Annotated in this window: 13 protein-coding genes and 1 pseudogene; 8 read left to right on the forward strand and 6 right to left on the reverse strand. The window is 55.2% G+C overall.

The features are described 5' to 3' along the window. Nucleotides 1-98: 98 nt before the first annotated feature. A complete protein-coding gene (locus tag WKS99_RS12820) occupies nucleotides 99-863 on the reverse strand; it encodes a tRNA 2-thiocytidine biosynthesis TtcA family protein (protein ID WP_262669948.1) in 765 nt (254 codons plus the stop codon). A gap of 276 nt (nucleotides 864-1139) precedes the next feature. Between WKS99_RS12820 and rplM the strand changes: the two genes are divergently transcribed. The 3 genes and pseudogenes from rplM to tnpA all read left to right on the forward strand — a co-directional run bounded on the left by rplM (nucleotide 1140) and on the right by tnpA (nucleotide 2594). Further along, complete coding sequence (rplM, locus tag WKS99_RS12825) at nucleotides 1140-1571, forward strand: 50S ribosomal protein L13 (protein ID WP_147571082.1); 432 nt, start codon at nucleotides 1140-1142, stop codon at nucleotides 1569-1571. Between the two features lie 16 nt (nucleotides 1572-1587). After that, the gene (gene rpsI / locus WKS99_RS12830; RefSeq protein WP_147571081.1) at nucleotides 1588-1992 is read left to right on the forward strand and encodes a 30S ribosomal protein S9; all 405 of its coding nucleotides are present in this window, start codon (nucleotides 1588-1590) and stop codon (nucleotides 1990-1992) included. Between the two features lie 189 nt (nucleotides 1993-2181). Next, nucleotides 2182-2594, forward strand: a pseudogene (gene tnpA / locus WKS99_RS12835) (IS200/IS605 family transposase). A 159-nt stretch (nucleotides 2595-2753) separates the two neighbouring features. Here tnpA and WKS99_RS12840 read toward each other — a convergent pair. After that, entirely contained in the window at nucleotides 2754-3338 is a 585-nt protein-coding gene (locus WKS99_RS12840; RefSeq protein ID WP_186853145.1) for a hydrolase, read from the reverse strand. A 188-nt stretch (nucleotides 3339-3526) separates the two neighbouring features. On the opposite strand from WKS99_RS12840, the gene WKS99_RS12845 reads away from it, so the two are divergent. Then, the gene (locus tag WKS99_RS12845; RefSeq protein WP_340406388.1) at nucleotides 3527-5230 is read left to right on the forward strand and encodes an S-layer homology domain-containing protein; all 1704 of its coding nucleotides are present in this window, start codon (nucleotides 3527-3529) and stop codon (nucleotides 5228-5230) included. A gap of 40 nt (nucleotides 5231-5270) precedes the next feature. Here WKS99_RS12845 and WKS99_RS12850 read toward each other — a convergent pair whose 3' ends face one another. Further along, nucleotides 5271-6077, reverse strand: a complete 807-nt coding sequence (locus WKS99_RS12850; RefSeq protein ID WP_186853143.1) for an HAD-IIB family hydrolase — start codon at nucleotides 6075-6077, stop codon at nucleotides 5271-5273. Between the two features lie 261 nt (nucleotides 6078-6338). Between WKS99_RS12850 and WKS99_RS12855 the strand changes: the two genes are divergently transcribed. Next, nucleotides 6339-6506 (forward strand): hypothetical protein, encoded by a 168-nt coding sequence (locus WKS99_RS12855; protein ID WP_340406390.1) that lies wholly within the window; start codon nucleotides 6339-6341, stop codon nucleotides 6504-6506. Between the two features lie 47 nt (nucleotides 6507-6553). Here WKS99_RS12855 and WKS99_RS12860 read toward each other — a convergent pair whose 3' ends face one another. Beyond that, a complete protein-coding gene (locus WKS99_RS12860; protein WP_147573346.1) occupies nucleotides 6554-8545 on the reverse strand; it encodes a fructose-1,6-bisphosphatase in 1992 nt (663 codons plus the stop codon). Nucleotides 8546-8879: 334 nt separating this feature from the next. On the opposite strand from WKS99_RS12860, the gene WKS99_RS12865 reads away from it, so the two are divergent. Beyond that, on the forward strand, nucleotides 8880-10190 hold the full coding sequence (locus WKS99_RS12865) for an MATE family efflux transporter (RefSeq protein WP_147573387.1): 1311 nt from the start codon (nucleotides 8880-8882) through the stop codon (nucleotides 10188-10190). 39 nt (nucleotides 10191-10229) lie between these two features. On the opposite strand, the gene WKS99_RS12870 is transcribed toward WKS99_RS12865, so the two are convergent. Continuing rightward, a complete protein-coding gene (locus WKS99_RS12870; protein WP_340406392.1) occupies nucleotides 10230-10637 on the reverse strand; it encodes a hypothetical protein in 408 nt (135 codons plus the stop codon). Between the two features lie 68 nt (nucleotides 10638-10705). Beyond that, on the reverse strand, nucleotides 10706-12313 hold the full coding sequence (locus tag WKS99_RS12875) for a peptide chain release factor 3 (RefSeq protein ID WP_147573348.1): 1608 nt from the start codon (nucleotides 12311-12313) through the stop codon (nucleotides 10706-10708). Between the two features lie 226 nt (nucleotides 12314-12539). Between WKS99_RS12875 and WKS99_RS12880 the strand changes: the two genes are divergently transcribed. After that, nucleotides 12540-13901 carry an MATE family efflux transporter gene (locus WKS99_RS12880; RefSeq protein ID WP_147573388.1) on the forward strand — a complete coding sequence of 454 codons (1362 nt, stop codon included), beginning with the start codon at nucleotides 12540-12542 and terminating at the stop codon, nucleotides 13899-13901. 240 nt (nucleotides 13902-14141) lie between these two features. Continuing rightward, the gene (locus WKS99_RS12885) at nucleotides 14142-16853 is read left to right on the forward strand and encodes an S-layer homology domain-containing protein (RefSeq protein ID WP_340406395.1); all 2712 of its coding nucleotides are present in this window, start codon (nucleotides 14142-14144) and stop codon (nucleotides 16851-16853) included. Nucleotides 16854-16877: the final 24 nt, after the last annotated feature.

A 16877-nucleotide genomic window follows, 5' to 3' on the forward strand; every position in this document is an offset into this window, starting at 1 on the left:
CGCCTGTGCATTTCTGCACAGGCGGCCGTTTTTATGTCTCCCGACGGTACCTCTGGTATAACTGAGTATATTGTATCTAGTAGTAGCACACCGTCCTGTTATTCGCCAAGCTCCTCCGGCAAAGGCCGCCTCCGGTGCTCCACTGGTCCCCACTCCGGCAAGGGAAGGCGCTGCATGGCGCCGAAGGCGCGGGCTTTCAGCCCAGGGTAGCGTCCCTGAAGTTCGTAGATGAGCTCCTTGATCTCCTGCCGTTTGGTGTTCCCATTGGCTGGACAGGGATTTTTGACTACGGGCAATCCCAGCCTCTGAGCCGTGTGCTGAATCAGATTTTCGCCACAATAGAGGAGAGGGCGAATCTGGGTGATGCCGGTCCGATCTAAGAAGGTGACAGGCTGAAAACATGACAGCCGCCCCTCAAAGATCAAAGACATGAAAAAGGTCTCAATGGCGTCATCATAGTGGTGGCCCAGGGCTATTTTGGTGATGCCCCGGTCCAGAATGGCCTGGTGAAGAGCCCCACGGCGCATTTTCGCGCACATGGAGCAAGGGTTCTTCTCCCGGCGGATATCGAAAATGATGTGCTGGATCTCACTGCTCAGTATGGTGTAGGGAACACCTAGTTCCCCGCACAGACGGGTGATGGGGGAGAAGTCCATCCCGTCCCTCCCATCGGAATGACCCATATCCAAGGTAAAAGCCTCTACCGTGAAGGGGATAGGGTAAAACTCACGCAGCTTGGCCAGCGCCATCAACAGGACCAAGGAGTCCTTTCCGCCGGATACACCGACGGCTACCCGGTCGCCGGGCTGTATCATATGATAGTCCTCTACACACCGGCGAGTCAGGGATAGAATCTTGTTCATGGGGGATCTCCTCCATTTGAGTAAAACTGTTACAAAAACTGAAGTTTTGACTGAATAAAAACAAAAATTAAAAATGAGATATCAAGAGATATCGGAAGAATATAAGAGAAAATAAAAGATATCTAATCTTTTGCTAAAAAAACATGAAATATCAGTTGACACCCGCTTACTCCCGTACTATAATACAAAACGCTCCGCTTGTACAGAGTTGGGCAAAATGTTTTTATCATTGACCAAAATGGTTGAGATAAGTAGAGGAAAATGGAGGTTTCACCTATGTCCACTTTTATGGCAAACAAGGGGAACATCGTGCGTAGCTGGTACGTCCTGGACGCTGCTGGCAAGCCTCTGGGCAAGACAGCCGCTCTGGCCGCTGATCTGCTGCGCGGTAAGCGCAAGCCCGAGTTTACCCCCAACGCCGACTGCGGCGATTTCGTTATCGTCATCAATGCTGAGAAGGCTGTTCTGACCGGCAAGAAGCTGGACCAGAAGTATTACCGCTCCCACTCCGGCTGGGTGGGCGGCCTGAAGGAAGTCAAGTACCGCACCCTGATGCAGACTAAGCCCGAGCTGGCCATGAAGCTGGCCATCCGCGGGATGCTGCCCAAGAACATCATCGCCAAGGACTCCCTGACTCGCCTGCACATTTACCGCGGCGGCGAGCATGAGCACGCTGCCCAGAAGCCCCAGGTCTGGGACGCTGAGTAAGAGGAGGATTTAGATCATGTATAAGAGCAAGAAGCCTTATTTCTACGGCACCGGCCGCCGGAAGTCCTCCGTGGCCCGCGTGCACCTGTTCGAGAACGGCACCGGAGCCATCACCATCAATGGCCGTGACATCGACGACTACTTTGGTCTGGAGACCCTGAAGCTCATTGTCCGTCAGCCCCTGGTCACCACGGAGACTGTGGGTAAGGTGGACATCGTGGCCACCGTTACCGGCGGCGGCGTCACCGGCCAGGCCGGCGCTATCCGTCACGGTATTGCCCGCGCTCTGCTGCTGGTCAACGAGGAGTACCGCCCTGCTCTGAAGGCCGCCGGGTTCCTGACCCGCGACCCCAGAATGAAGGAGCGCAAGAAGTACGGCCTCAAAGCCGCCCGTCGCGCGCCTCAGTTCAGCAAACGTTAAAGCAAAGAAAAATATATCGAAGGTTCGGAAATTCAAAATTTCCGGACCTTTTTGTATTCCGAAAACCCCCGGCTATGCCGGGGAGTTCCGTAAAAGCTTTAGCGGAGAGCATGCAATAAAAACTCCCTTTGCTATATTTGAAGTGCGGTCTGGCAACTGCGCCAAAGAAGCAAAGGGAGGTCATCCAAAATGAATGACAGCAGTAGTTTATCACCTACAAGATGGAACTGTAAATATCACATAGCGTTTGCCCCCAAGTATCGTAGGAAGCTATTTTATCAGGAAAAGAAGCAAGAAATCGGGGAAATATTGAGAAGGTTATGCGAGTGGAAACAAGTTGAGATTATAGAAGCGGAAGTATGCCCAGATTACATCCATATGTTGGTAAGCATACCGCCAAAAATTAGTGTGTCTGGATTTGTGGGATTCCTAAGGGAAAAAGTACTCTGATAATTTATGAAAGGCATGCAAATCTGAAGTACAAATATGGGAATCGACAATTCTAGTGCAGAGGATATTATGTGGACACGGCCGGAAAAAACGCAAAAGCGATAGCAAAGTATATCAAACACCAGCTGGACGAAGATAAAATACAGGATTAAATTACAATGAAAGAATTTGTAGACCCTTTTAAGGGTAGCAAGTAACAAGCCCCTCGCAGCTGACAGACCGTACAAAGCGCCAGCAGGCGCTGCTAGTAACATAGGGCTTTGCCCGCATATGAAGAACCTCCGGCTATGCCGGGGGGGTTCCTATTTGTGTCAGTCCTCCCCCTCCAGAAAGTAGGAGGCCTCCATGTCGGCCACAGCCAAGGCAAACGCCAGGGGATACTTCTGCAAGGCCTGGCCCACGGTGCGGTTATCCTCGGGCCCGGAAAAGCCCATGTGCCAGCGGATGGCCATAGCCTCCTCCCTGGTCAGACGGATGTAGCCGTTGGCGATGTATACGCTCTTCTCCCCGTGACCATAGGGCAGGGGGTCGTCAAAGGTGTAAGAGGGCACTTTCTCCCATTGACCGGTGGCGTCGTTCTTCACGTTGCGGAACCCCTTTTTATAGCACCCCACTTTGCACAGGTCGTGGAGCAGGGCCACAATAGCCACCGACTCCTCGCCGTACTCCAGGCCATAGAGCTCCTGGACCCGCTCACGCTGGAGATAGTCCGCCAGACAGTGATATACGTTCAGGCTGTGCTCACACAGACCGCCTTCATAGGCCCCGTGATACCGGGCGGAGGCGGGCGCCGTGAAGAAGTCGCTTTTATTTTCCAGAAAATCCAGCAGCTTGTCGGCCCCCTCCCGGGTGATGGTGGACTTGAAAATGTCGATAAATTCCTCTTTGCAGGACATGGTGTTCCTCCCTGATCTCAGCCACGCTGGAAGGCGGAGCTGGCATTTATTCTATTATATCATACAGGGGCTTGAAATGCCAGAATGGGCGGCGCCCCTAAATTTAATTTTATTTCAATGGAACAGGCGGAGCGGTTCTGCTATGATAGACCTACCATAAAACTTGATTGAGATTAGGAGGAGATGTGATGCGCCTGTGGAGAGGAATTTTAGCTGGGACACTGGCCTTGTGCCTGACAGTCCCAGTCTGTGCCGCTCCGGTGGAGGACACTGTGGCCCAGCAGCGACAGGAGGACCTGGATTTCCTGTATGACACACTGAAACGGGGCCATCCGGACCTGTTTGCCAACACGCCGGAAGAGGAGTTCCTGGCTCGGAGGGGGGAGATAGAGAAGTCGCTGGCTTCGGCCAGCGACCAGACCTTTGCGCTGGATCTGCAAAGCCTGGTTGCTATGGTGGGAGATTCCCACACTACGATAGCTCTGGGCAGCCTGGCCCAGACCATGCGCTATTATCCCATAGCCCTCACTTGGAGGGATGGGAAGTGGTATCTGACTACAGCCCCCGCTGCAGGGAAGGATATGCTGGGGCGGCAGGTCACCGCGGTTAACGGCAGGACTATGGAGCGGGTCGTGGAGGCCTTTGGGGTGGTCCTCAGCGCGGACAACCAGGTAAAACTGCGGCGGCAGTACCGGCAGACCTGTAATGTGGCGGACTTCTACGAATATTTGGGCCTGGTGGAGAAGGGGAAGCCTTTGATCTTGACGCTCACCGGCGGGGAGAGCCTGGAGATCGCTCCTGTGGCCGCGGAGGAGCTGGGCCGGACAGATCTTGTCCAGATGGGCGCTTCTTTGCCCCAGCCCGCGACGGCTGGCCGGGACCAGAATTATCTGGCCTTTCCACTGAATGACAGCGCCTATTATATCCAATATAACAGCTGCATGGAGGACCCGGACCTACCTATGGAGCGATTTTCCGGTCAGGTGCAGGCCGAACTGGAGGCTGGGGATTATCGCCGCATCCTCCTCGATTTACGCAATAATGGAGGCGGCTCCGACGGGGTCATCTGGCCTCTCCTGGAGGTGCTCCGCCAGGAGATGGACAGGGGAACCGAGGTGGTAGGTCTGATCGGGGAGACCACTTTTTCGTCCGCTATCATCAATGCCGTAGAGCTTCAGGAGATGGGAGCGGCGCTGGTGGGCGACCTGACCAGCGGCAGCGTGGACCACTTTGGGTCAGTGGGCTCCTTCCGCCTGCCCAACTCCGGGCTACAGGTGGGCTGCTCCCGGAAGTATATTGATCTGGGGACACTGCTAGACGCTGACGCCGGGCGGGGCGTGGAATCGCTGGAACCCGATGTACTGGTACCCCAGACCATGGAGGACACGCTGGAGGGCCGCGACACCGCGGTGGAGTGGCTGCTGGCCAATCCCCAGCGGCTGGAGCAAAAGGAATACCCTGGTGCTCCACTGACTCGCGGACGGTTCGTGGCTCTGCTGTGGCAGGCAGCTGGAAGTCCGGACGCACAGAGCGTGGAGATTGCGGATGTTCTCGGCATCGAGTGGTATCTTCCAGCGATTTACTGGGCCGTTGAGAGCGGTGTGGCCGCTGGCACTGGGGAGGGCGGATTCCAGGCCGCCCGACCCATCACCCGTCAGGAGGCGGCTGTAATGGCGGTCAAGGCTGCCCAGCTGTCCGGCCGGGCCGGACAGGGGGAGTTTACTGAGCCTGCGGATGGAGATCAGATTGCCCTGTGGGCCCAGGAAGGAGTTATGCAGGCCCTTTCCCTTGATCTGATGGAGCTTCGGGGCGGAGCGTTCCGCCCGCTGGACCCCATGACACGGACGGAAGGGGAGAAACTGGCCGGCTTATTGTTACAGAAGGAACATTAGGAAAAAGCGCGCGGGGCCTAGCTCCGCGCGCTTTTTATCTTTAATAGAGCTTGTCCAGTATCTCCACGATATCGCCGATGACCCCGTCATCACAGTGGCACAGGACCCGCGCACCCCAGTCCCGGACCTCTTGGGCACAGTTGGCGGGGGCGAAGGGGATGGCCGACCGGGCCAGCATAGGAATGTCGTTCTGGTTGTCCCCCACACAATACACCTTTCCGGGGTCGATGCCCAGCAGAGACACTAGATGGTCCACCATACCGCCCTTGGTGCTTCCCTTTTTGGTAATCTCCAGGTAGTAGGGATTGGAGAAGATGGCCTCGTACAGGTGGCCGTACCGCTCCAACAGCCACCGCTGGACCTCAAGAAGAAGTGGGTGATCCTGCTGGAGGATGGCCTTGGTCCAGGGGACGGGCATCTGGCTGACGGGTCTGACCTCATAGTCTGTGCCTACCTTTTTCATATGGGCGTCTGTGATGGGATTGGGGTTGTAGACAAAGATATCCTCGTCGTGATAAGTTTCGATGCCCAGGGAGGGAAAGGCATCCATCAGCGCCCCAAAATCCTGGGGGGCGGTAGGGGACAGGAGCGTCTGGACTAGCATCCGGCCCTGGTGAAAGTCGTACAGGGCGGAGCCGTTGGACAGCACCACGGGGACGTCGATCGGGACCAGATGGACGTGGGGGGAGAAGGTCCTGTGGGCTCTTCCAGTGGCCACGGTGAAGCGGCCACCCTGTCTGCGGAAGTAGTCCAGGGCCTTCAGGTTCCGTTCCGGCACCCGGTGGTGGGAGTCATAGAGCGTATCGTCGAAATCACTGACCAGCAGCAGACCGTCAAATTTTCCCATGGGGGACTTCCTTTCCGCCCTATTGGGGCATTGATGGGAGCGCCATAAAAATACCGCGCTACAACCAAAGAGGCGCGGGATCAAGAGCAGAGAAAAGACCATTCAGGCCCTATACCGGCGCGGCCCAATTAGGAGGACCCGCCGCCCCTCTATTTTGGGGGAATGCACATCCAGCCGTGTCTGCGCCTAGATGTGCATGGCTGAAAATATTGTATGCTATGGGGCCACGCTTGTCAAGGCTGGACGCCGGTAGGGGAAGGAGTGGGGGAGGAGGAAACAGGGCGGAAGCCTGTCCTGTCCCAGGATGGGATGGAGCAGGGCCAGGCCATGGTGTCCCAGGCGGTTCAGGAGGGGTATGAGGAGATGTCCGTGGTTGAGGGCACCGGGGCGGTGGACCACCTGTATTATTACATCTTTGTGAAAAAATAGAAAACTGGGGCTGTCACAGCGTGACAGTCCCAGTTCAAACAGAGGGGTCAATCCTTGTGGTCCTCGGTGACCGCACCGGCACGGTAGGCCTCCAGCAGCCGACGAAGGTCATTGGCCTGGGCCTGGAGCTTTTTACCGATGTCCGTTTCGGCAATTTTAACCCGGGCGTCCATCCTCTCAAAAATGAGGGAGTTGTTGGCAATATCGTGATTATAGCGAATGGCCTCCAGCCGGCCCTCAAAGGGCTGGTGGGACACGATGCGGATATTCCGGGAATTGTAGATCAGCGTATAGCCAGCGATGCCGCTGGTGGGCTGATAGGCCTTGCAGAACCCGCCGTCGATGACGATGAGCCTGCCGCCGCCCTTGATGGGGCTCTCGCCCTTCTTGGCCTTGACGGGGATATGGCCGTTGATGATATGGCAATGGGGACCCTCCAGGCCAAACTCCTTCAGGATGCGCTCGCACACCTCCGGGTCGTTATAAAGGGTGTAGTAGCAGTTTTTGGGCTCGGTCCAGGCGCCCTCATCCTTGATGAGCCGCCGCTCAAAGGTGGTCATTCGGTCCCGGCCGAAGATGGGGCTGTTCCGGCCCGCCCAGAGCCACCACAGGAAGTCCATGCCGAACTGCCGCTCCGGGGAACCGGGCTTGTCATAATAAGCCTTGCGGGCGGTCTTCTCGGCGTAGTCCAAAAACTCCCTGCCAGAGCGCTCTTTTCCGCCGATGGTGAATTTCAGGAAGGAGCCATCCTCGGCCATGGGGATGCAGCCGTGAAACAGGAGATTGCCATTGAACACCTTGTACAGCCCGCCCTTGGAGTAGAGGAAGCGGATGTGCTGCTGCAGCTTCTCGCTGCGTTGGAAGGAGGCGGTGAGCTGGTCAATGACCTGGCTCTCCTCTGGTGTCAGGGCATAGGGATCGGCTGGGTCCACAGTAGGAAAGTCACAGTCCTCTAAAGGATAGGTCACGCCAGAAATGGTAATAGACTTGGTGTCATAGTCGATTTTGTCCAGCAGCAAACGGTCGGACATATTAAATTCCGGACAGCGGACCAGTTTCTGTCCCTCCAACTTGAAGAGGATAATGGTGATGGCCTTGTGCATCCGGGCGGACAGCAACTTGTCCTTCTCGCTGTACTGGTCGGCGTCTGGGCCGGTAAGCTTGACAGCGAAGCGGTGGGTGTCGCAGTCCTTGTATACCTCGTTAGCGAAGATGGACAGGGGGCGCAGGGAGATGCCGTACCCAGTTTCGATGACATCCAAGTTATTATAGTGGATGGAGTTAGCCAACACGGTAGCCACCAGAGTCCGGGAGCCAGAGGCGGCCCCCATCCAAAGGATATCATGGTTGCCCCACTGGATGTCCACGCTGTGGTAGTTCAACAGGGCGTCCATTACCACGTCTGCCCGTGGCCCCCGGTCGAAGATATCGCCCACAATATGGAGATGATCCACCGCCATCCGCTTAATGACCTCGCACACGGCCTCAATAAAGCTGGGGGCCTGGTCGATGTCGATGATGGTGTTGATGATATTTTCATAGTAGTCCCGTTTGTCCGCCTCGTCATAATGGGTATGGAGCAGTTCATCGATGATATAGGCGTAGTCCTTGGGCAGAGCTTTCCGGACCTTGGACCGGGTATATTTGGAGGATACCCAGCGGCATACCTCGATGAGACGATGTAGGGTGATGCGGTACCACTCATTCAGATCAGAGGTCTGCTTGGCGATGAGGGCCAGCTTCTCCTCCGGGTAGTAGATCAAGGTGGACAGCTCATCCCGCTCAGACCGGGGCAGGCTGGTGCCAAACAGCTCATCCAGCTTTTCCTTCACCACACCGGAGCAGGAATTGAGGATATGGTTGAACGCCTCATACTCCCCGTGGATATCAGAAATAAAGTGCTCTGTCCCTTTGGGAAGGTTCAAAATAGCCTGAAGATTGATGATCTCGGTGCTGGCTGCCTGCACCGTGGGATACTGTCTGGCCAGGAGCCGAAGATAGCGCAGCTCATCTGGCTTGAAGGTCTTTTTGGTTTTCATAAAACGGCCTCCTTTTTCTGCCCGTCCGGCTACTTATTAGCCGGATATTCAAATTCTCCCCCATTTTACACCCCAGGCGGCAGAAAAAAAAGAGAGAGAAACCAAAATAGTATGCGGAAATTATCCAAATTAAGTGAGACGATCTGATTTCCTATGGCGTCCCGAGCCGAAGTTCACAGAAAGTTTCTTTTCTTTTTTTGGCTGGCATGATATACTAATTATTACGGCTTTCTTAACTTTATCATGTGTGCTTTGAAACAAGAAAGGAAGTGTCCCCGTGTCTAGTAATTACAGGGGCGAGGAAGCTCTGGCCGCTGCCCCTATCGGTGGATTGATGCTTCGGCTGGCAGTCCCGGCAGTCGCCGCCCAGCTCATCAATATGCTGTATAACATCGTGGACCGAATCTATATCGGCCATATCCCTGTGGTGGGTAAAACCGCTTTGACCGGTCTTGGGGTTTCTTTCCCCATTCTGATGCTGGTGTCCGCCTTCGCCGCCTTTTCCGGCATGGGCGGGGCTCCACTGGCCTCCATTCGGCTGGGGGCCGGCGACCGGAAGGGGGCTGAACAGATCCTTGGAAATTCTACCACCCTTCTGCTGGGCACCGCCGCGGTGCTGACGGTATTTTTCTCCCTGTTTAAGCGGCCTCTCCTGATGGCCTTTGGCGCCTCGGAGGACACAGTGGGCTACGCGCTGGAATACTTATCCATCTATCTATTGGGCACAGTGTTCGTCCAGCTTGCCCTTGGTCTGAACACCTTTATCAGTGCCCAGGGGAAAGCCCTCACCTCTATGCTCTCCGTCCTGATCGGCGCTGTGCTAAATATCGTCCTGGACCCGATTTTTATTTTTGGGTTCCAAATGGGGGTGCGCGGCGCGGCCCTGGCCACAATTCTCTCCCAGGCTGTCAGTGCCTGCTGGGTTGTCGGCTTTTTGTGTACTAAGCGGTCCGGGCTTCGGATCCGGCTGGCCAATATGGCTTTGAAAAAGGAGATTGTATCCAGGATTGCGGCGCTGGGCGTGGCCCCCTTTATCATGCAGTCCACAGAAAGCCTGGTCACTGTCGTTCTCAATTCTAGTCTTCAGACCTTTGGCGGAGATCTTTATGTGGGAACGCTTACGATTATGCAGAGCGTGATGCAGATGGTGGTCATGCCCGTCCAGGGAATCACCCAGGGGACCCAGCCCATCATGAGCTATAACTTCGGGGCAAAAAACTTCCAGCGGGTCCGCCAGGTGTTCAAACGGCTGCTGACCGTGACGATGACCGTCACCATCACCGCATTTATAATCGTATCCCTGTTCCCCGGTCAACTGGCCCAGATCTTCAACGACGACCAGGAACTGGTCGCTCTGGTGGACAGGGTCATGCCGGTTTTCTTCGCCGGGATCTGGGCCTTTGGGGCCCAAATGGCCTGTCAGACTACCTTCATGGCGCTGGGCCAGGCCAAGACCAGCCTGTTTCTTGCCCTGTTGAGAAAGGTGATCCTTTTGGTGCCTCTTGCCATCCTTCTGCCCCGAATCACCAACAGCGTAATGGGGGTCTATATCGCCGAGCCGGTGGCTGATATTCTGGCCTCTGCCACCACGCTGACCATTTTCCTTACCCGGCGAAAAAAGCTGCTGCCCACCCCGAAAGACTGAAAAAGCAGCGCCCCCCAGGAGGGGGCGCTGTTTTTTAATTTAATCAGGCAGGTCCTGATCTGGGGCCGGAGCTTGCCCTTGGCCGCCCGCTAGGGCCGATAGCCGGAGTAGGGCCGCGGCCAAAACAAAGAGAGAGGCCCACAGGTCGGTCTCGGCGGCCCGGCAAGCGGATGGATCATAACGGTCTGCCTCCGCCCAGCCCTTTAGAGCAAGACCAAAGAAGAAGGTCAGTGCCCCTACCACCAGTGCGTTGGCAGCCAGACGGAGGGAAAAGACATCAGGGAGCTTCTGGATCTCGCCTTTCAGGACACGGTACAGCCCCTGCCGTTGGATGGCTGTGGCGGCCCAGGACAGGCAGACGGACAAGATCAACAGGATTAAAAAATACAATGAGGCGTCTGCGTCCGCCAGCTGGCGGCATAGCGTGTCCTCATCTTCCCATTCCATAGAAAGCACCCCCTCGGTCTAGTGTATCCGAGGGGGCGCTGTATTGTGAGAACAGGGGGAGGGAGACATTAAAACTTTGCCCCGCCGAACTCAGCCAGGACCAGTCCCTTGTTCCGGTCCTGTACCCATTGAATAGACCACTGGGAGGCGAACAGCAGCAGCTGGTTGCCCTTGTAGTCCTCCACCAGCTTGGCGTCATTGGGGAGCAGCAGGTCCTCCTCTCTGAGAGCGGGGGCCTCCTCGTCCTCCTTGACAATCCAGCGCAGGTATTCGAAGGGCAGGCTCTCCTTATATAGCTCCACGTTGTACTCGCTGCGCAGGCGGTACTCCAGCACATCGAATTGCAGAGTGCCCACCACGCCAACAATCACCTCTTCCATGCCGGTGTAGGGAGTCTTGAAGATCTGGATGGCGCCCTCTTGGGCGATCTGCTCCACACCCTTGAGAAACTGTTTTCGCTTCATGGTATCCACCGAGCGGATGCGCTGAAAGTGCTCCGGGGCAAAGGTGGGGATGGGATCAAAGCGGAATTTCTTGCCGGGGGCGCACAGGGTGTCCCCAATGGAGAAGATACCGGGATCGAACACACCGATGATGTCGCCGGCATAGGCCTCCTCGATGATCTCACGTTCGGCGGCCATCAGCTGCTGCGGCCGGGACAGACGGATCTTCTTTCCGCCCTGCAGGTGGTAGACCTCCTTATCCGCCTCAAATTTACCGGACACGATTCGCATAAAAGCGATCCGGTCCCGGTGAGCCTTATTCATATTGGCCTGGATCTTAAAGACGAAGGCGGAGAAGTCCTCGTCGAAGGAGTCGATCACCTCATCTCCCGCCTTTCGGGGCAGGGGGGCGGTGGTCAACCGGAGGAACTCCTCCAGGAAGGGTTCCACACCGAAGTTGGTCAGGGCGGAACCGAAAAACACCGGGGAGAGCTTGCCGTGGCGCACCCGGTCCAGATCAAAGTCACAGCTTGCTCCGTCCAGCAGCTCGATCTCGTCCACCAGCTGGTCCCGTTTGGCCTGACCGATCAGGTCGGCCAGGGCCGGATCCTCCAGCTCGATCTCTGTGGCGGTCGCCGCCCGGGCGTTGGTATTAGAGGTAAAATGGATCACCCGGCCATTGTTCCGGTCGTAAACGCCCTTAAACTCCTTGCCGCAGCCGATAGGCCAGTTCATGGCATAGGTGTCCAATCCCAGCTCATGCTCCAGCTCCTCACACAGCTCAAAGGGGTCCCGTGCCTCTCGGTCCATCTTGTTGATAAAGGTAAAAATGGGGATGTCCCGCATGGCGCACACCTTGAAGAGCTTCCTGGTCTGGGCTTCCACGCCCTTGGCCCCGTCGATGACCATGACGGCGGAATCGGCGGCCATGAGAGTGCGGTAGGTGTCCTCGGAGAAGTCCTGGTGGCCTGGGGTGTCCAGAATGTTGATGCAGTAGCCCTCGTACTGAAACTGCATCACCGAGGAGGTGACGGAGATCCCTCTCTGCTTCTCGATCTCCATCCAGTCGGAGGTGGCCGCCCGGGTATTCTTCTTGCCCTTCACCTGACCGGCCTGGGCGATGGCCCCGCCGTAGAGCAGGAATTTCTCCGTCAAGGTGGTTTTGCCCGCGTCCGGGTGGCTGATGATGGCGAAGGTGCGGCGGCGTTTGATCTCAGATTCGTATCTCGACAAAGGAGTCCACTCCCTCTAAAAAATAGTGATTTCATAATTTAGCAAACTATTTTACCACAGGAGAGCCGGGCCCGCAAGGGGTAGAAGGATATTTCTACTCCAAGGAAACCACAGAAAGAAAGCCATTGACATTAAAATTTCTTTCCACTATAATCTATTACTGTCTGTATTGCTCGAAATATGAAAAAAGGGGGAACTGGAAGTGGAGCGACCCGCAGAGAACAAGATGGGCGTTATGCCGGTAAATAAACTGCTGCTGAACATGGCGGTGCCTATGATCATATCCATGCTGGTCCAGGCGTTTTATAATGTGGTGGACAGCGTATTTGTGGCCCAGCTCAGCGAGGACGCCTTGAATGCGGTGTCTCTGGCCTTTCCAGTCCAAAACCTGATGATCGCCGTGGCCGTGGGTACTGGAGTAGGTATCAATGCCCTTCTGTCCCGCAGCCTGGGACAGAAAGATTTTGAGCGGGCCAACCAGACGGCCATGAACGGCCTGTTCCTGGCCGCGGCCAGTTGTCTGGTGTTTACCATACTGGGTTGGACCTGCGCCCGGCTGTTTTATACCGTACAGACTGACATCCCCGGCATTGTGGAGTATGGCACGGACTATCTGACCATCGTGTCCGGGGTCAGTGTGGGAATCTTCTTGTCCATCGCCTGTGAGCGGTTGCTCCAGGCTACCGGCCGTACCTTCTACACCATGATTACCCAGGCCACCGGCGCGATTATCAACATCATTCTGGACCCCATTCTCATCTTTGGATTGTTTGGCTTTCCCCGAATGGAGGTAGCTGGTGCTGCTGTGGCCACCGTGGTTGGACAGATCTGCGGCGGCCTGCTGGCCCTGTTCTTCAACCTGACGCGCAACCCGGACATCAAGTTGAGCTGGAAGAATTTTTTGCCCCGCAAAGCCATCGTGGCTGGGATCTACAGCGTGGGTATCCCCTCGATTGCCATGCAGTCCATCGGCTCGGTAATGGTGTTTGGGATGAACCAGATCCTGATCGCCTTCACTGCTACTGCCACCGCGGTCTTTGGTGTCTATTTCAAGCTCCAGTCTTTTATCTTCATGCCTGTCTTTGGCTTGAATAACGGCATGGTGCCAATCGTGGCTTACAACTACGGGGCCAGGAAGCCGGACCGGATTATCAAGACCATCAAGCTGAGTATAACCTATGCTGTAGGTATTATGGCGGTGGGGCTGCTCCTGTTTCAGATGATCCCCCATGTGTTTTTGGGGTTGTTCATGGCGGAAGGAGAGGGCGGTGGAGATATGCTGACCATCGGAGTCCCCGCCTTGCGCACCATCTCTTACAGCTTCCTGTTTGCCGGCTTCGCCATCGTCTGCTCCTCCGTATTCCAGGCTCTAGGTCACGGTGTGCTCTCTCTGGCCGTTTCGGTGGTGCGGCAGCTGGTGGTCCTGCTCCCTATGGCATTCCTTCTGGCTCAGACGGGGGAGCTTTCGCTGGTATGGTGGTCCATCCCCATCGCGGAGCTGTTCTCTTTGGCCATGTCTGCGTTGTTCCTCCGCCGAGTCTACCGGAAGGAGATCGCCCCCATGAGGGAATCTCCAAAGCTACTCTGAGGTATCCTAATGAAAGCAGCGGCTCCGCAAAAGCGGAGCCGCTGCTTTTCAATTTAAGATATCGGTCCCTCCGGCTAGAAGGAGGAATATTGGAAAGGTATACTTTTACAAATTGTACAAAGCATACTTTTTACAATAAAAAATATATCATTAATATGCAAAATAAGCAAGAAATTTCTTGATATTTAGGCTTCCTTAAAAAATTATAAAAGTATAGTTACTTAAAGGAGGTCTATTCCCATGAAAAAATGGCAGAGAAGTTTACTAGCCGTCTTGTCCTTCTGTCTCTGTCTTCTGCCAATGACGGTGTCGGCAACAGAGGAAGATGGAGAGAGTATTTCTGTCGGAAATGTGACTCTGACTCCAGAAACAGAATACGCTAAAACGGACATGGGGACAGTCACAACTGAGGGCGCTACCCAAGAGGACTATAACATCCGCTGGGAGGCATCCTCTGCGACATTGACGCTGAATGGTGCGGAGATTAGCGCAGAGGATATCTCTGCCATCCAGGCAGACATAGAAAAGCTGACCATTTCACTGATTGGAGAAAATCGTATTTCCGCAAAGAATACCCAAGAGAATGTTGAGTTCTTTGCCATTCAAAACAGTGGTGAGATCGAATTTCTTGAGAGTGAAGAAGATTCTTCCCTGACTATTTCCGTTTCACAGGCAGCGGAGTCTGGCAGTACCGAAAAAATATCAGGTATCTATACCGGAGCAGGACTGGTCAACAATGCCACACTTTTTATCGAAATCTCTGTGCCATCCCAGGCCGGGTATAGTGATACCATAGCCGGTATTATAGGCGGCGAGTATGAAGAGCAATCTGCGTTTCTAAAAAATACGGGTAAAATCACCGCTGAAATTCAGAATCAAAGCCTGACCACTTGGAGTGGTGCGGACGTTTATGGGATACTGATCTACAGCGGAGGGATGGAGAACAGCGGAGAGTTGGACTTGACTGTTTCTACAGTAAATGGAGATGCCTATGGCCTGCGCGGTACCAGCACCTCGGTTCCATGGCAGAACAATGGTCTGATCAGGTCGGATGTAGTGGCTTACGGTGGCAATTACGAGGGTGTGTCAGAGGAGCTGCATAAGGGCTCGAATCATGCCTGTGCGGTTTCTGTTGTGAGCGATCAAATGGAGATGACCAATGCTGGAACCATGGAGTTGACTGCGAAAAACGCTGGAAACAACCTAACCGCGGAATATGCGATTGGCCTTGAACTGGACAGCTCCTCATCGGTTTTAAATAACACGGGGACTATCCACTGCAGAGCCTATGATGCCTATACATGGGGCATTTATTTAAGCAATCTGACGGATAATGCTACATTAACGAATTCGGGAAGCATCACAATCGAGGCCACAACTGATGGCCAATCTGACGGAGAGCAAATCGGTCCTGCCTGTGCTACGGGGATCGGAATCAATATGGACAATTTTGAGACTGATCCAGTCCCCGTCAGGACTGAATTGGTTTTAGAACCAGGGTCCTCTCTATCCATCTCAACTCATGCCGCTGGGGACGTGGATAGTCCAGAAGAAGTCACATATATGTATTGCCAGGCCATTCAGCTTCAAAAGATTTATTACGGCGGCGACCCACAGTATGACGAAAAGCCTCAAGAAATCATGTTAGCAGATGATCTCATAATCTTAAAAGACGGCGAGTACGATGGCGGAGCACCGCTGACTGAATTCTTAGAGGACTACATCGACTTGGGAATGTATGTATATATCAATACAATTGGTAATTATTTTACCAATCCGGAGGATGGAAGCGTTTATTCTGTCCCCTCTAAAACAGTTACGATCCTTCCCTCTTTGACAGGAAATGTGGTTATCTCTGGTACGGCAGAGATTGGCCAAACGCTTGTTGCGGAAACAAGTGGAATCCCGGATAACATATCTGTTTCCTATCAATGGCAGTCCGGTGATACTGCGGACGGAATGTTCTATGATATCAGCGGCGCGACGGAAGCTGCCTATATGATGACCAATGAGGACGCAGGTAAATATATTCGTGTAGTGGTAACTCCCGTTGCTGGCTCTGGCTATGCGGGAAGACTTTCCGCGACAACCGAAACCGGCGTTTCAACACCATCCTCTGGCGGGGGCGGTTCCAGCAGCTACTCCATCAGCGTGGACAAGAACATCGAAAACGGCACTGTGACCGTGTCCCCCAGGAGCGCCTCCAGCGGCCGGACGGTGACCATCACTGTCAAGGCCGACGAGGGCTATGAGTTGGACGAGCTGACCGTCACCGACAAGAACGGGGACGAGATCAAGCTGACCGACAAGGGCGACGGCAAGTATACCTTCAAGATGCCCCGGTCCAAGGTGACCATTGAGGCCTCCTTCGTGGAGATCGACCACCAGGATACCTGCCCCGCCGCCGGCTTCCGGGATGTGGACGAGGACGCCTGGTACCATGAGGCGGTGGACTACGCCCTGGACAACGGCCTGATGTCCGGTGTGTCCAGCCGGGAGTTCGCCCCCGGCAGCACCCTGACCCGTGCTATGGTGGCCCAGATGCTGTACAGCCTGGAGGGCAAGCCCGCGGCCGGCAGCGCTGACTTCGCTGACGTGGCGGAGGGCGCCTGGTACGCCGACGCCATTTCCTGGGCGGCCGGTGAGGGCATCGTGTCCGGCTACGGGGACACCTTCGGCCCCAACGATCCCATTACACGGGAGCAGCTGGCGGCCATCCTGTACCGCTACGCCCAGAACGAGGGGTACAAGACCAGCCAGAGCGGCAAGGGTACAGAGGGCTATCTGGACGCCTCCTCCATCTCCAGCTATGCCGTGAAGGCCATGGACTGGGCGGTGAACGCCGGTCTGCTGTCCGGCAAGGGGAACAACACCCTGGCGCCTACCGCCGGGGCCACCCGTGCCGAGGTAGCGCAGATCTTCATGAACTTCTGTGAGAATATCGCAAAGTAAATGCCGGTACAGAGAGCGGGACGC

Source organism: Flintibacter sp. HCN-6482 (genome assembly GCF_037892565.1).
GTDB classification, from domain to species: Bacteria; Bacillota; Clostridia; order Oscillospirales; family Oscillospiraceae; genus Lawsonibacter; species Lawsonibacter aceti.

Excerpts from the sequence above, each read along its gene's own strand:
- rplM (WP_147571082.1), top strand. The coding sequence starts at position 1,140 with ATGTCCACTTTTATGGCAAACAAGGGGAACATCGTGCGTAGCTGGTAC.
- WKS99_RS12840 (WP_186853145.1), bottom strand. The coding sequence starts at position 3,338 with ATGTCCTGCAAAGAGGAATTTATCGACATTTTCAAGTCCACCATCACC.
- WKS99_RS12885 (WP_340406395.1), top strand. The coding sequence starts at position 14,142 with ATGAAAAAATGGCAGAGAAGTTTACTAGCCGTCTTGTCCTTCTGTCTC.
- WKS99_RS12820 (WP_262669948.1), bottom strand. The coding sequence starts at position 863 with ATGAACAAGATTCTATCCCTGACTCGCCGGTGTGTAGAGGACTATCAT.
- WKS99_RS12870 (WP_340406392.1), bottom strand. The coding sequence starts at position 10,637 with ATGGAATGGGAAGATGAGGACACGCTATGCCGCCAGCTGGCGGACGCA.
- WKS99_RS12860 (WP_147573346.1), bottom strand. The coding sequence starts at position 8,545 with ATGAAAACCAAAAAGACCTTCAAGCCAGATGAGCTGCGCTATCTTCGG.
- WKS99_RS12850 (WP_186853143.1), bottom strand. The coding sequence starts at position 6,077 with ATGGGAAAATTTGACGGTCTGCTGCTGGTCAGTGATTTCGACGATACG.
- WKS99_RS12880 (WP_147573388.1), top strand. The coding sequence starts at position 12,540 with ATGGGCGTTATGCCGGTAAATAAACTGCTGCTGAACATGGCGGTGCCT.
- WKS99_RS12865 (WP_147573387.1), top strand. The coding sequence starts at position 8,880 with ATGCTTCGGCTGGCAGTCCCGGCAGTCGCCGCCCAGCTCATCAATATG.
- WKS99_RS12845 (WP_340406388.1), top strand. The coding sequence starts at position 3,527 with ATGCGCCTGTGGAGAGGAATTTTAGCTGGGACACTGGCCTTGTGCCTG.
- rpsI (WP_147571081.1), top strand. The coding sequence starts at position 1,588 with ATGTATAAGAGCAAGAAGCCTTATTTCTACGGCACCGGCCGCCGGAAG.